13 protein-coding genes are annotated in these 13196 nt (G+C 66.7%); 11 read left to right on the top strand and 2 right to left on the bottom strand.

Features of this window, described 5'->3' with window-relative positions:
* Positions 1 to 167 precede the first annotated feature (167 nt).
* A complete protein-coding gene (gene hflX, locus Y705_RS0104430) occupies positions 168 to 1757 on the top strand; it encodes a GTPase HflX (RefSeq protein WP_026531972.1) in 1590 nt (529 codons plus the stop codon).
* Positions 1750 to 3798, top strand: coding sequence for an ATP-dependent DNA helicase (locus Y705_RS0104425; RefSeq protein WP_026531971.1), 2049 nt, complete (start codon positions 1750 to 1752; stop codon positions 3796 to 3798). Before hflX ends, Y705_RS0104425 begins: the two co-directional genes overlap by 8 nt.
* Positions 3799 to 3954: 156 nt before the next feature.
* Here the strand turns inward: Y705_RS0104425 and lexA are convergent, their stop codons facing one another.
* Entirely contained in the window at positions 3955 to 4632 is a 678-nt protein-coding gene (gene lexA, locus Y705_RS17390; protein ID WP_049822274.1) for a transcriptional repressor LexA, read from the bottom strand.
* 418 nt (positions 4633 to 5050) lie between these two features.
* Between lexA and Y705_RS0104415 the strand changes: the two genes are divergently transcribed.
* From Y705_RS0104415 to Y705_RS0104380, 8 genes are all read left to right on the top strand, one after another.
* A complete protein-coding gene (locus Y705_RS0104415) occupies positions 5051 to 5494 on the top strand; it encodes a LysM peptidoglycan-binding domain-containing protein (RefSeq protein ID WP_253908478.1) in 444 nt (147 codons plus the stop codon).
* 124 nt (positions 5495 to 5618) lie between these two features.
* Positions 5619 to 6713 (top strand): histidinol-phosphate transaminase, encoded by a 1095-nt coding sequence (locus tag Y705_RS0104410; protein ID WP_026531969.1) that lies wholly within the window; start codon positions 5619 to 5621, stop codon positions 6711 to 6713.
* Positions 6714 to 6796: 83 nt separating this feature from the next.
* Entirely contained in the window at positions 6797 to 7414 is a 618-nt protein-coding gene (gene hisB, locus Y705_RS0104405) for an imidazoleglycerol-phosphate dehydratase HisB (RefSeq protein ID WP_026531968.1), read from the top strand.
* Complete coding sequence (gene hisH, locus Y705_RS0104400) at positions 7411 to 8049, top strand: imidazole glycerol phosphate synthase subunit HisH (RefSeq protein WP_026531967.1); 639 nt, start codon at positions 7411 to 7413, stop codon at positions 8047 to 8049. The genes hisB and hisH overlap by 4 nt, the downstream gene beginning before the upstream one ends.
* A gap of 14 nt (positions 8050 to 8063) precedes the next feature.
* Entirely contained in the window at positions 8064 to 8204 is a 141-nt protein-coding gene (locus Y705_RS22190; RefSeq protein ID WP_216698743.1) for a hypothetical protein, read from the top strand.
* 64 nt (positions 8205 to 8268) lie between these two features.
* Entirely contained in the window at positions 8269 to 9027 is a 759-nt protein-coding gene (priA, locus tag Y705_RS0104390; RefSeq protein ID WP_026531966.1) for a bifunctional 1-(5-phosphoribosyl)-5-((5-phosphoribosylamino)methylideneamino)imidazole-4-carboxamide isomerase/phosphoribosylanthranilate isomerase PriA, read from the top strand.
* Positions 9024 to 9878: an SseB family protein gene (locus tag Y705_RS0104385; protein WP_253908477.1), complete on the top strand. Its 855-nt coding sequence runs from the start codon at positions 9024 to 9026 to the stop codon at positions 9876 to 9878. Before priA ends, Y705_RS0104385 begins: the two co-directional genes overlap by 4 nt.
* 30 nt (positions 9879 to 9908) lie before the next feature.
* On the top strand, positions 9909 to 11240 hold the full coding sequence (locus Y705_RS0104380) for an MFS transporter (protein WP_026531964.1): 1332 nt from the start codon (positions 9909 to 9911) through the stop codon (positions 11238 to 11240).
* 38 nt (positions 11241 to 11278) lie between these two features.
* Here Y705_RS0104380 and Y705_RS0104375 read toward each other — a convergent pair whose 3' ends face one another.
* Entirely contained in the window at positions 11279 to 11734 is a 456-nt protein-coding gene (locus Y705_RS0104375) for a DUF1844 domain-containing protein (protein ID WP_026531963.1), read from the bottom strand.
* A gap of 358 nt (positions 11735 to 12092) precedes the next feature.
* Here Y705_RS0104375 and infC point away from each other — a divergent pair.
* On the top strand, positions 12093 to 13196 hold a 1104-nt coding region (gene infC, locus Y705_RS23385), incomplete at its 3' end, for a translation initiation factor IF-3 (RefSeq protein WP_444826155.1).

The raw sequence follows: 13196 nt of genomic DNA, 5'->3' as shown, positions 1-13196 counted from the left end.
AGCCTAGTGCCGATAGAGTCTCCTTCCCGGCATGGGGGATGGAACCACCCGGCACGGGGATGCAACCGCCATGCAGGGAAGGGGGCGGCCGGTTCCGCGCAGAGTGAAGTGCTGGAATGGAACGGCGGAGGGAACTAGAATTGGAGTCCACTGTTACAAGGGAGAATATGACCACGAATTCCGGAGAATCCACCGGTGTCGACATGGGACCGGAAGAGATCCAGGCCGTTATCGACCGAATCCTCGCGCACGACGAGGCAGCCTCGGCAAAGTTCTCGGGTGTGCAGGGAAACGGGGTGGGCTCCGGGTCTGCTCCGGTTGAACGCACCTGGCGCTCGCGGGCCCAGGCGATCTCGGAGGCGGCTGAAGATCAGTTCTCCTTCGACGGGGACCAGCAGGATCTCGCGGAGCGCCGTGCGCTGCGCCGCGTGGCCGGGCTCTCCACGGAGCTCGAGGACGTCACCGAAGTCGAATACCGCCAGCTGCGGCTTGAGCGGGTGGTCCTTGCCGGGCTGTGGTCCGAGGGGACCGCGCAGGACGCCGAGAACTCGCTGCAGGAGCTGGCGGCCCTGGCTGAGACCGCAGGATCGGAAGTGCTCGATGGAATGGTCCAGCGCAGGCTCAAGCCGGACCCCGCGACTTTCCTCGGATCGGGAAAAGCCCAGGAGTTGAAGGACGTCGTGATGGCTACGGGTGCCGACACGGTGATCGTGGACAGCGAACTGTCTCCCTCCCAGCGCCGCGGGCTCGAGGACATCGTGAAGGTCAAGGTCATCGACCGCACAGCCCTGATTCTCGACATCTTCGCGCAGCATGCGAAATCCCGGGAGGGCAAAGCCCAGGTGGAGCTCGCCCAGCTCGAATACCTGCTCCCACGACTTCGTGGCTGGGGCGAGTCGATGTCCCGCCAGGCAGGTGGCCAGGTCGGCAGTGCCAGCGCGGGCATGGGTTCACGCGGTCCTGGTGAGACGAAAATCGAGCTCGACCGGCGCAAGATCCGCACGCGCATGGCGAAACTGCGCAGGGAAATCGCGGGAATGAAGCCTGCGCGTGAGACCAAGCGGTCGAACCGTCGGCGCAACCAGGTTCCCTCGGTTGCCATCGCCGGCTATACCAACGCAGGGAAGTCATCCCTGCTCAACCGGCTCACTGATGCGGGCGTCCTCGTCGAGAATGCGCTTTTCGCAACCCTCGATCCGACAGTGCGGAAGGCGGAGACGGCCGACGGCATCGGCTACACGCTGGCCGATACCGTGGGATTCGTGCGGTCACTGCCGACACAGCTCATCGAGGCGTTCCGTTCCACGCTGGAGGAAGTGGCCGATTCCGATCTCATCCTGCATGTGGTCGATGCCTCCCATCCCGATCCCGAAGGCCAGATCGCCGCGGTCCGCGCCGTTATGGCCGAGGTCGAGGCGCGGGACATTCCCGAGATCATCGTGCTCAACAAGGCCGATGCCGCCGACCCCTTCGTGATCGAACGCCTGCGCCAGCGGGAGCCCCGCAATGTGGTGGTTTCCGCCCGAACAGGGGCCGGGCTCGACGAGCTTCGCGATCTGATCAGCGAGGCGATTCCCCGCCCGGGAGTTCGGATGGAACTGCTGGTGCCCTACGAGCACGGTGAGGTTCTCAGCCGGCTCCACCAGGAGGACGCCGAAATCCTTGAACTGGAGCATGTCGGTGAGGGAACCCGGCTCGACGTCATGGTCCGCGAAGCCCTCGCTGCGGAACTGGAACCGTATCTCCGGCATGAGTGAGGGGTCCGGGCCCGACGCCCTGACGCTGCTCGACGCCGCCGTCGCGTCCATGGGCGGTGAAAGCCGTAGCGGCCAGCATGAGATGGTGCGCCAAGTGAGCGAGGCCATCGCCGCCGGCACTCATCTTCTGGTGCAGGCCGGTACAGGAACCGGTAAGTCGCTGGCCTACCTCGTACCGCTCATCGCCCATGCCATGGAGAGCGAGCGGCCGTCAGTGGTCTCCACTGCGACGCTCGCCCTCCAGGCGCAGATCGTCGGCCGGGATCTCCCGCGCCTTCTCGAGTCGGTTCAGCAGCACCTGCCGCGGCCGGTCGATGTCGCCCTGCTCAAGGGCAGGGCGAACTACCTCTGCAAACACAAGGTCGGCGGTGGTTTCCCGGAGGACGACGTGCCGGACGCGCTTTTCAGCCTCGGGGAGGATGCCGCTCCACACCCGGCGCCCGGCTCCTTCGCCGCGTCGCCTTCCAGCACGCTCGGGAAGGAAGTGGTCCGCATCCGGGAATGGGCCGAGGAAACCGCCACCGGTGACCGTGACGAGCTCCTTCCCGGTGTCAGCGACCGTGCCTGGCGGCAGGTTTCCGTCAGCAGCATGGAATGCCTCGGCGCCCAGCGCTGTCCCGTTGCCGAGCAGTGCTTCAGCGAGAAGGCACGGGGAGCCGCTGCCGACGCCGATATCATCATCACCAACCATGCGATGCTGGCGATCAGCGCGTTCGAGGGTCTCGCCGTCCTCCCGGAGTACGACGTCGTCGTGATCGACGAAGCGCACGAGCTCCACGACCGCGTCACCGGCGCGGTGTCGGGGCAGCTCGCGCCGGCAATGATTCAGGCGGCCTCGACGGCGCTCCGTCGTCATGCCTCCATCGGTACAGATGTCCTGGACAGTGCGGGAAGCGCATTCGAGGCTGCCGCCATGCTCCTTCCATCCGGCCTGTTGCCGGGAGGGCTGCCAGAGGCTGTCGAACAGTCGCTGGACCAGGTGCGGAATGCCTGCCGCGCTGCCCTGTCGGACACGAAGACCGACGGCAAGACCGGCGACGCCGACGGCGGCCGGCAGATGGCACGCGCGCGACTGACCCTCATCTTCGATCTGTGCGAGCGGATTCTGGCCGCCGCGAGGTCGAACGAGGTGGTCTGGGCATCGCGGGCCAGTTCCTTCACGCCTGGTTCCGGCTACGGGATTCCCGACGAAAGCGCTCCGGCGACCCTCAACGTGGCTCCGCTCTCCGTGGCAGGCAGGCTCCGCGAGGGACTGTTCGAGGATCACACGGTGATCCTCACCTCGGCGACCCTTGCGATCGGGGCGGAGTTCGGTCCTGTCGCCGGGTCGCTCGGCCTCGCGGGCGACGGCGCTCCGTCATGGACCGGAGTCGACGTCGGCAGCCCCTTCGATTACCCGCGTCAGGGGGTGCTGTATGTTGCCAAGGATCTCCCGAAACCGGAGCGCGGCACGTCAGGTGCCCAGCTTGCTGAACTCGAAGCGCTTCTCACTGCGTCGCGGGGAGGTGCGCTGGGGCTGTTCTCCTCGAAGCGTGCAGCCGAGGAGGCAGCTGAAGCGCTGAGGCCCAAGGTCGGTTTCGAGATTCTCTGCCAGGGCGAATCGTCCCTGTCGTCCCTCGTGCGGCAGTTTTCGGAAGAACCGGACACCTGTCTGTTCGGCACGCTGTCCCTTTGGCAGGGCGTCGATGTGCCGGGCAATGCCTGCCGGCTCGTGGTCATCGACCGCATTCCCTTCCCGCGCCCTGACGACCCGCTGATGACGGCAAGAACCCGCGCCGTCGCTCGTGCGGGGGGCAACGGCTTCATGAGCGTGTCGGCAACCCATGCCGCCGTGCGACTCGCCCAGGGCGCGGGACGCCTGATCCGGGCGTCGGGCGACCGGGGTGTGGTGGCAGTGCTCGACTCGCGGCTCGCGAATGCCCGTTACGGGGGATTCCTCCGAGCAGCGCTGCCGCCCTTCTGGACGACGACGGACAGGGCGACGGCGCTCGGCATCCTTGAGCGGCTTGCTGCTCCCGCGCCGGGTGCCAGAGTGGGCTAGGGCGCATTCTCGGACCTTGTTCAGGACCCCTGAGCGGCTTGTGCTCTCCGGCCCCGGGCGCCGGGATGGGCTAGGAATCTTTCAGGGACCTTGCTCAGACCTTCCTCAGGACCCCTTGAGCGGCTTGTGCTCTCCAGCATCGGGCGCCGGGATGGGCTATAGAGCTCTCAGCACCGAGACGACTTTGCCCATGATGCTCGCATGATCACCGAGGATGGGTTCGTAGCGGGTGTTCTGCGGCAGCAGCCAGGTGTGTCCGTCACGCTGGCGGAATGTCTTGACCGTTGCCTCGTCGTCGAGCAGCGCGGCAACGATATCACCATTGAGGGCGCTCTGTTGCCGACGCACCACCACCCAGTCGCCGTCGCAGATGGCAGCATCAATCATCGAGTCGCCCGAAACCTTCAGCATGAACAGGTCGCCGTGTCCCACCAACTGGCGGGGGAGGGGCAGAACCTCTTCGACCACCTGGTCCGCAAGGATCGGTCCACCGGCTGCGATCCGGCCGACCAGCGGCACCATCGCCGTATCGACCGCTCCCTGATGCGGCCGTGGGCCACTCCGCAGCGGACCGGCTGAGCCGGCAGGGAAATCCGGGCTTTCCGGCTCCGCAGCGTCGGTCAGGGTCAGTGGAAGCAGGATCTCCATGGCCCTCGGGCGCTTCGGATCGCGACGGATATAGCCGAGGCGCTCGAGCTGGGCCAACTGGTGAGTGACGCTTGACAGGCTGGCCAGGCCGACGACGTCCCCGATCTCGCGCATCGACGGCGGGTATCCGTTCGAACCGATGGAGCGCTGGATAGTCTCGAGAATCGTCTTCTGCCGGTCGGTCAGCCCCTTGCCGACTGCGCGGCCCCGTGGACGCCCGCGCCCCGTGCCGACAGTGACGCCCTCCGCCGCTGGGACTTCCTCCGATGTGGGGCCGGGAGTTGCCTGCCCTGCCGCCTCGTGCTCTGCCACCGGTCTTCCTCTCCTTGGTGCCCCGAGTCCGGTCCATCAGTTGCTGCCGAACGGTTTTGTCAGTGGTGGGTGGTGATGTGAAAGCAGCAAGTCCGCCGAGGTATTCACTCTGCATCCTGCTCCTATGTCAACGCTAGAACACCCGCGGCATGATTTCAAACATATGTTCGAGTGAGTCTCGACAAAGTTCGTTCGCAGATGCTAAAAATAGGCAGGAAGAAAATCGAAGACGTGTTCTAATTCATCGTTTCGGGCCGTCTCGCAGATTCGAAAATCCGAAAGAGGTACAGCTATGACAGTACTCATCATGGGGACCAGCGCCCCATCCTCCGGCAATCGCTGGAACAGCGACTTCCGCGCAGGAACGGCGGTCCGTTCTTCCAGCCCGCAGGGTTTCCCGTTGAATACCTCGCGGAGTACGGAACCCGCGCCGATTCGGCTGACCCGACGAGGACGGCTTGTGCTCGTGGGCCTTCCCACGGTCCTGTTCGTGGCGCTGGTGATGATGTTGGGAGTCTCACTCACCTCCCAGGCGAAGGCTGCGGGGAATGTGCCGGCACCCACGGAGACCATCAGCATCAGTGTGGGCCAGGGGGAGACCCTGTGGGGGATTGCCGGAGAGTTCGCGCCGGACCGGGACCCTCGCGAGTTCGTGGCGGAACTGGTCGAGCTCAACGGTCTTGGCTCCTCAGTGGTGCAGGCGGGCCAGTCGCTCGCAGTGCCGGTCGGTGGCTGACGGCGATCCATCCGCGGACACCGGTCGGTCGGCGAGTGGGCTCGGAAAGCTCGGCGGAGGACTTCGATAGCGCGGCCGGAGACCGGATTCTCCGGACCGCCCGCCCATCGCTTAAACTCGCAGGGTGACTGACCGCAAAGAGGCACTCGCCCATCTCCCCCTGAGGAACAACCTGGTGGGGCTCCTCCCATACGGCGCCCCGCAGATCGACGTACCGATCCTCCTCAACGTGAACGAGAACACCCACGGCGTACCGATGGACGTCCACGCAGCAATCGTGGCTGCCGTGGAAGTGGCCACTGGCGGGCTCAACCGCTACCCCGACCGGGAGTTCACGGAGTTGCGCACCAATCTGGCTGCCTACCTCGGCCACGGCATCACCCCGGACCAGATCTGGGCGGCCAACGGTTCGAACGAGGTGCTCCAGCAGATCCTGCAGGCGTTCGGCGGTCCCGGGCGGACGGCCCTCGGGTTCCCTCCGACGTACTCCATGTACCCGCTCCTGGCCAGCAGCACTGACACGCGGTACGTCACTGCCGGGCGGCGTGCGGCGTTCGAGATGACCGCATCCGATACTGCCCGGCATGTTCGCGAATCGCAGGCGAACGTCGTGTTCCTCTGCTCACCGAACAACCCCACCGGTACGGCGCTCGGCCTCGACGTCGTCGAGGCCGCCTACGAAGCTGGGGAGAAGGAACGGGCCATCATCATCGTCGACGAGGCCTACGGGGAATTCGCGACGTCCGGCACAAGGAGCGCGCTGACGCTCCTGCCCGGCAGGGAGCGCCTCATCGTGTCCCGCACCATGAGCAAGGCCTTCGCTATGGCCGGAGCGCGGCTCGGCTATCTCGCAGCTGCGCCTGAAATCGCCGACGCGCTCCGCCTGGTACGCCTGCCCTACCACCTTTCCGCCCTCACCCAGGCGGCGGCCAACGCCGCCCTGACCCATGCCGAAACCCTGCTGGCCAACGTCAAGGCCATCAAGGAACAGCGCGACCGCATTGTGGCCGAACTGCAGGAGCTGGGGCTCTCGCCGGCGCCCTCGGATGCCAACTTCGTCTTCTTCGGCGGCCTGGACGATCCCCGTGCGGTGTGGCACGGGCTGCTCGAGGCAGGGGTCCTGATCCGTGACGTCGGCATCGAAGGCCACCTCAGGGTGACGGCCGGTACTGAGGCGGAGACCACAGTGTTCCTCGACACCCTCCGCACCCTCCTGTAAGCACCGTCTTCTAGACTGGTATCAAAGAGGGCGCCCGATCGCCCTCGACCGGGGCGAAGCACCCAACCTACCGAAGGACCGCCATGACCGTGGAGATTTTCGCCGGCCGTACCGCGCGGATCGAGCGCACCACCAGTGAATCCAGCGTGCTCGTCGACATCAACCTCGACGGCACCGGGGAATCGGAGATCAGTACCACGGTGCCGTTCTACGACCACATGCTGACCGCACTGGCGAAGCACTCACTCATCGACATGACGGTGAAGGCCTCCGGTGACACCCACATCGACGTCCACCACACCGTCGAGGACACCGCTATCGCCCTCGGCGAAGCACTGCGTGAAGCGCTGGGGACCAAGGCCGGCATCCGCCGCTTCGGGGAGGCAACCGTTCCACTCGACGAAGCGCTGGCGAGCGCCGTCGTCGACATCTCGGGCAGGCCTTTCCTCGTGCACGGCGGCGAACCGGCCGGCCAGGAATACCACCTGATCGGGGGACACTTCACCGGTTCACTGACCCGGCACGTGTTCGAGGCGATCGCGCTCCACGCACAGATCTGCCTCCACGTGACCCTGGTGGCCGGCCGCGACCCGCACCACATCGTCGAAGCCCAGTTCAAGGCCCTGGCGCGCGCACTCCGTGCCGCTGTGGAACCCGATCCGCGGGTGACGGGCATTCCCTCCACCAAGGGCGCGCTGTGAGCGCCCGCCGCGTCACGGTGCTCGACTACGGCTCTGGGAACGTCCGGTCCGTCGTGCGTGCGCTGGAGCATGTGGGCGCGGAGGTTAAACTCAGTGCCAAGCCGGCGGACGTGCTCGAGGCAGATGGTCTCCTCGTACCCGGAGTGGGTGCGTTCGAAACCGTCATGAAGGGCCTGAAGGACGTCGATGCGCTGCGCATGATCGGCCGGCGGGTCGCCGGCGGCCGTCCCGTCCTCGGGATCTGCGTCGGACTGCAGGTCCTCTTCGAGGACAGCGTCGAACACGATACAAGGGTTCCCGGCATGGGGGAATGGCCGGGCACCGTGGAGCGGCTGAAGGCCGACGTCGTGCCGCACATGGGATGGAACACCGTGTCGGCTCCGGAAGAATCCGTCCTGTTCGACGGCATCGCGGATGAGCGCTTCTACTTCGTGCACTCCTACGGCGTACAGGACTGGAAGTTCGACGTCACCCAGCCCGCCATGAAGCCTCCGCAGGTCACCTGGTCCTCCCACGGGGGGCCCTTCATCGCGGCTGTCGAGAACGGTCCGCTGAGCGCAACCCAGTTCCACCCGGAGAAGTCGGGGGATGCCGGGGCGCAGTTGCTGCGGAACTGGATCGGCTGTCTGCGATAGCAATGTGGAGCATCGTGATGATGGGCCTGGCCGGACTCCTGATCGGCGGAGCACTGTCCTTCCGCAGCCAGGGTCTCCCGAAACTCCTGATCATCAGCTTCTGGGTTCTCGCGGCGATGTCGCTCGTGGCCGCCTACCTGCTCACCCTTCCTTGATCTGACGCGTTTCCCTTCATACCGCAGTGCTACCGATTCCCATCCGCCAAGCTGAAAGCAGAGCATGAGCCCGTTCACCGAGACCCCCATCCTGGAACTCCTCCCCGCAGTCGACGTCGCCGACGGCCAGGCCGTGCGGCTCGTGCAGGGGGAAGCCGGCAGCGAGACGGACTACGGTGATCCGCTCGACGCCGCGATGGCCTGGCAGAAGGACGGCGCCGAGTGGGTCCATCTCGTGGACCTCGACGCCGCTTTCGGTCGCGGTTCGAACCGCGACCTCCTGGAGAAGGTCGTTCGGAAGCTCGACATCAAGGTCGAGCTGTCCGGCGGGATCCGGAATGATGCCTCCCTGGATGCTGCCCTCGAACTCGGAGCCGAGCGGGTCAACCTCGGAACGGCGGCACTCGAGAACCCCGAGTGGACGGCACGCGCGATCGCCCGCTACGGCGACGCGATCGCCGTCGGACTCGACGTCCGCGGAACCACGCTCGCCGCTCGCGGCTGGACCGAAGACGGCGGCGACCTGTGGGAGGTCCTGCAGCGACTCGAGGACGCCGGGTGCGCCCGGTATGTGGTCACCGATGTCACCAAGGACGGCACCCTGCGCGGACCCAACATCGAACTCCTGGAGCAGGTCCTCGCCAGGACCTCACGGCCCGTCGTCGCATCCGGCGGTATCTCCAGCCTTGATGACCTGGCAGCGCTCCGCCGGCTGGTGCCCGCGGGACTCGAGGGTGCCATCGTCGGGAAGGCGCTCTACGCCGGGGCGTTCACTCTCCCGGAGGCGCTCGACGTCGCGGGTCTCCCGGAATCCCGGGGGTGACAGGACGGGAGCTGCCGGCCCATATCGAGGCCGCGCTGGCCGGTAACCTGGCCGACTCCGCCGGGCGTCCGTGGGCCGGGCGCGACCTCGCCGGTCAGGGAAACCCGCTGCACAATTTCGAGGACGACGACGGCCGGGCCGACGCCGGTTACACCACCGCCCTCGAGGGATTGTTCGATCGGCGTTTCGGGACGGCGCCGCAGGAGGAGCCCGTGGTCAGCGCGCTGGCGTCGGCGCGGATGTTCATCCCCATCGTCGCGGAGGTGACGCAGGAGGCCGAGGGCGTCCGCGGGGGCGTGGCGGACAAGGAGGCCGACATGGCACTGGTGACGCTCAAGGCACCGGACGGCCGAACGGCACTCCCCGTGTTCAGTACCGCCGCCGGTCTGGCCGCCTGGCATCCGGACGCGCGGCCCGTGGCTGCGTATACGCCCCGCGCGGCGCTGGCGGCGGTAGCCGAGAAGGCCGAGCTCCTGGTCGTCGATCCGGGGTCCTCGTTCACCTTCGTGGTGCGACGGCCGGCGGTGTGGGCGCTGGCGCAGCAGGTCGCCTGGGTTCCGTCCTACCGGGACGCACGGCTCGTGGAGATCGTTGCAGCGCTCAGCGGTCAGGAGGACAGCATTCTCGAGGTGCGCCTGGGGCTGGGGTCGGGAGTCCCGTCGCTCTCCGCGGACGGTAGGCTTGCCCTCGGCGGGGGAGCCGGACCGGAGCTCCGTATGGACCTTCGGCTCAAGCCGGGCCTCTCCGCTGGTGAGGTCGACGCGCTCGTCCGTCGGTTCCGATCAGCACTCCAGACGGACCGCGGATTCGTCGAGGGCGTCGACTCGCTCGAGGTAAAACTCACCCGATGACCGTCCCGATCCGTTGAGAAAGAACAAGCCGTGAATTTCGCCGTCTACCGCGAGCTCTTGCGGATCGTGCCCGTGCGCAGGCTGCTGATCGTCGGCATGATCGCGCGATTCCCCCACTCCGCGGCTGGCGTCCTCCTGACCCTTCACGTGGTTCAGACCCTCGACCGCGGTTACGCCGCCGCCGGGGCCGTCGCGGCACTGGTGACGATAGGCATCGCGATCGGAGCCCCCTGGCGCGGCCGCCGGATCGACAGCGCGGGCCTGAGGAAAGCACTGATCCCCTCGATCATCGCCGAGGCCGTCATCTGGTCCATCGCACCGCGGCTACCGTACGAGTGGCTGCTCGTCGCCGCGCTGGTGGGCGGGCTTTTCACCCTTCCTGCCTTCTCGGTGGTGCGCCAGTCCCTCGGCGTGCTCGTCAGCGGTGACTCCCGACGCACCGCCTTCACCCTGGATGCGATCAGCACCGAGGTGATCTTCATGGTGGGGCCGGCCGTGGGCGTGGTGCTCGCAACGCAGGTGTCGACGGTGTTCGGGCTCACCCTCATCGGGTTCGCCACTGCACTGGCCGGGCTTTTCCTGATGTGGTTCAACCCGCCTACCCGGAGCGGCCAGCCCGGTGCATTGCCGGCACCCACCCCATCGGAGGAGGACGTCCTGGCGGCGGAGGCCGTCGTCGCGTCTGCGCCGGGAGGGGTGGCCGAGGCGGGAGCAGAACTGCTGGCCGAGCGCAGGCAAGGCCGGCGCCGCACCCGGAGGTTCCCGCTCGCCGTCGCCGGAGGGAACCTGCGTAGCTCCTTCGCCTGGCTGACTGTGCCGGTCGCGGTGGTCATGATGGTGGCCGCGGGGGCGGGGCTCGTGCTGGCGGGTACGGAGGTCGGCATCGTGGCCACCCTTGAGCAGAGCGGCAAGGCGGGGGAGCTGGGATTGGTCTTCTTCGCATGGTGCGCCGCGTCGGTAGTCGGCGGCCTCGTCTACGGCGCCCTCCGCCGTCCCGTATCGCCCCTGCTCCTGCTGCTGGGGATGGGCGTGCTGACCATTCCGATGGGTTTCGCCCAGGACACCCTGGCGCTGAGCCTGCTGTCCATCCTGCCCGGTCTGCTGTGCGCTCCGGTGCTGTCCGCAGCGTCGGAGAAAGTCGCCGACCTGGTGACGGAGGACCGCCGGGGAGAAGCGATGGGCTGGTACGGGTCTGCGCTGACGTCCGGTGTCGCAATGGGTGCGCCCCTTGCCGGCGTCCTCATCGATGTCACCGGCCCCTGGGGCGGGTTCACCGCTGTGGGCGTGGTCGCTGGAGTTCTCGGCGTGGTCGGTATCGCTGCCAAGGAAGTGCGGCGCCGGCAAGTCGTGACCGCCCGCTGACCCAGCGCCCTGTCCTCGACCGGGGTGTCGCGGCGGCGCTAGTTGACCGGCCCGGTGTACTTCTCGCCCGGACCCTGCCCCGGGGCATCGGGGATGGTCGATGCTTCACGGAAGGCCAGCTGCAGGGAACGGAGGCCGTCGCGCAACGGCCCCGCGTGTTGACTGCCGATCTCCGGGGCGGCGGCGGTGACGAAACCGGCGAGCGCGGTGATGAGCTTGCGGGCCTCGTCCAGGTCCTTCAACTCCTCCGCGTCCTCGCCGGCAGCAAGGCCGCACTTCACTGCCGCGGCGCTCATCAGGTGGACGGCGGAGGTGGTGATCACCTCGACGGCGGCAACCTCGGCGATGTCGCGCATATGCTGGCGCACGCCGTCGTCGGGGCCTTCCGCCGGCTCGGCCTCGTCAACGAAACTGCGCCGCGTGGGAGGAATGTCACTCGGGCCGGGGTTCTCTCCGGCGGCGGGCTGCTGGGGATTGCTGTCTGCGGGGCTCATACTGGTAAGCTTGTCACAGACCGACTGGTCGCCGTTACCCTGATGCCTGATGGAGTTTCCAAAGAAACACCGGACGGAACGGGTATGACGACCGGTATGCAAGCGGAGTCCTCTCCCACCCGCGATTTTCCTGGTGCTTCCCCAAGCATTGCAGGTAGCCGGGTCAGGTCGGTGTAGTAGTACGTGGAAAGCTGGTTCCTCTTATCGGTGCACACGTACCGCCGCACTGATTTTCGAGGCCTTCGATTGCGCATGCAATTGGGGGCCTTCTTCATTTTCAGGCGGTTATCAGTTTCAGGACCAACAGGAGTTACACATTAGCGAGCCAAGAATCAATGATCGTATCCGCGTTTCAGAGGTGCGGTTGGTCGGACCTGCCGGCGAACAGGTAGGAATTGTCCGTATCGAGGACGCACTCCGACTTGCCGCCGAGTCCGACCTGGATCTTGTCGAGGTAGCACCGCAGGCCAAGCCTCCGGTGGCGAAACTCATGGATTTTGGTAAGTACAAGTACGAAGCTGCGGTCAAAGCCCGTGAGGCGAGGAAGAACCAGACCAATACGATCCTCAAGGAAATTCGTTTCCGCCTCAAGATCGACACCCATGACTACGAGACGAAGCGCGGACACGCCCTGCGCTTCCTCGGGGCCGGGGACAAGGTCAAGGCCATGATCCAGTTCCGCGGCCGTGAGCAGCAGCGCCCTGAAATGGGTATCCGCCTGCTGCAGCGATTCGCCGAAGATGTAGCGGAAGTCGGAGTGGTCGAGTCGTCCCCCCGGATCGACGGCCGCAACATGGTGATGGTGATCGGTCCGGTGAAGAACAAGGCGGAGGCGAAGGCCGAAGCCCGCCGTGCCACCCAGCGGGCCGATGCGAAAGCAGCGAATGAGGCAGCCAAGTCGGGTACCGGCCGCGTGGATGTCTCCGGGGACAGCGGAGCTCCGCTGACCCAGAGCCTCGCCGACCTCCTTCCCGAGGGCTACTCGATCACGGGCAGTGAGCCTGCGACCGAGGAAACGACCGTCGCGACGCCGGTAGATGCCGGATCGGTGAACGACGACGCCAGCCCGGCTGCAGGTCAGGCGGAGGGAAGGACCGAAACGACACCGGAGGCGGCAACGCCCTCGGAGGAGCCGACCCTTTCCTCGGAACCCGCTCCAGTGCAGGCCGAAGGAAAGCCCGTAGCATCTGCTGCGAAGGCACCCGCTGCGAAGGCGCCTGTGGATAAGGCGCCCGCTACGAAGGCGCCTGTTGACAAGGCACCAGCTACGAAGGCGCCTGTTGACAAGGCACCTACGGCGACCGCGCCGAAGGCTCCTGCTACCCGGACCACGCCTTCACGGCCTGCTGCCTCGAAGCCCGCGGCGGCCTCGACGCCAGTACCCGCCCCTGCGAAACCGGTGGCGGCACCGAAGCCCGGTGGCGCCCCGAAACCGGGGTCAGCCCCTAAACCAGGGTCGGCC

Source organism: Arthrobacter sp. H41 (genome assembly GCF_000520535.1).
GTDB lineage: Bacteria > Actinomycetota > Actinomycetes > Actinomycetales > Micrococcaceae > Arthrobacter_D.
This window is presented reverse-complemented; position numbering and strand designations above follow the sequence as displayed.

What these genes read in the sequence shown, in the direction of transcription:
- hflX (WP_026531972.1), top strand. Translation starts at nt 168, where the DNA reads ATGACCACGAATTCCGGAGAATCCACCGGTGTCGACATGGGACCGGAA.
- Y705_RS0104425 (WP_026531971.1), top strand. Translation starts at nt 1,750, where the DNA reads ATGAGTGAGGGGTCCGGGCCCGACGCCCTGACGCTGCTCGACGCCGCC.
- Y705_RS0104415 (WP_253908478.1), top strand. Translation starts at nt 5,051, where the DNA reads ATGACAGTACTCATCATGGGGACCAGCGCCCCATCCTCCGGCAATCGC.
- hisB (WP_026531968.1), top strand. Translation starts at nt 6,797, where the DNA reads ATGACCGTGGAGATTTTCGCCGGCCGTACCGCGCGGATCGAGCGCACC.
- priA (WP_026531966.1), top strand. Translation starts at nt 8,269, where the DNA reads ATGAGCCCGTTCACCGAGACCCCCATCCTGGAACTCCTCCCCGCAGTC.
- Y705_RS0104375 (WP_026531963.1), bottom strand. Translation starts at nt 11,734, where the DNA reads ATGAGCCCCGCAGACAGCAATCCCCAGCAGCCCGCCGCCGGAGAGAAC.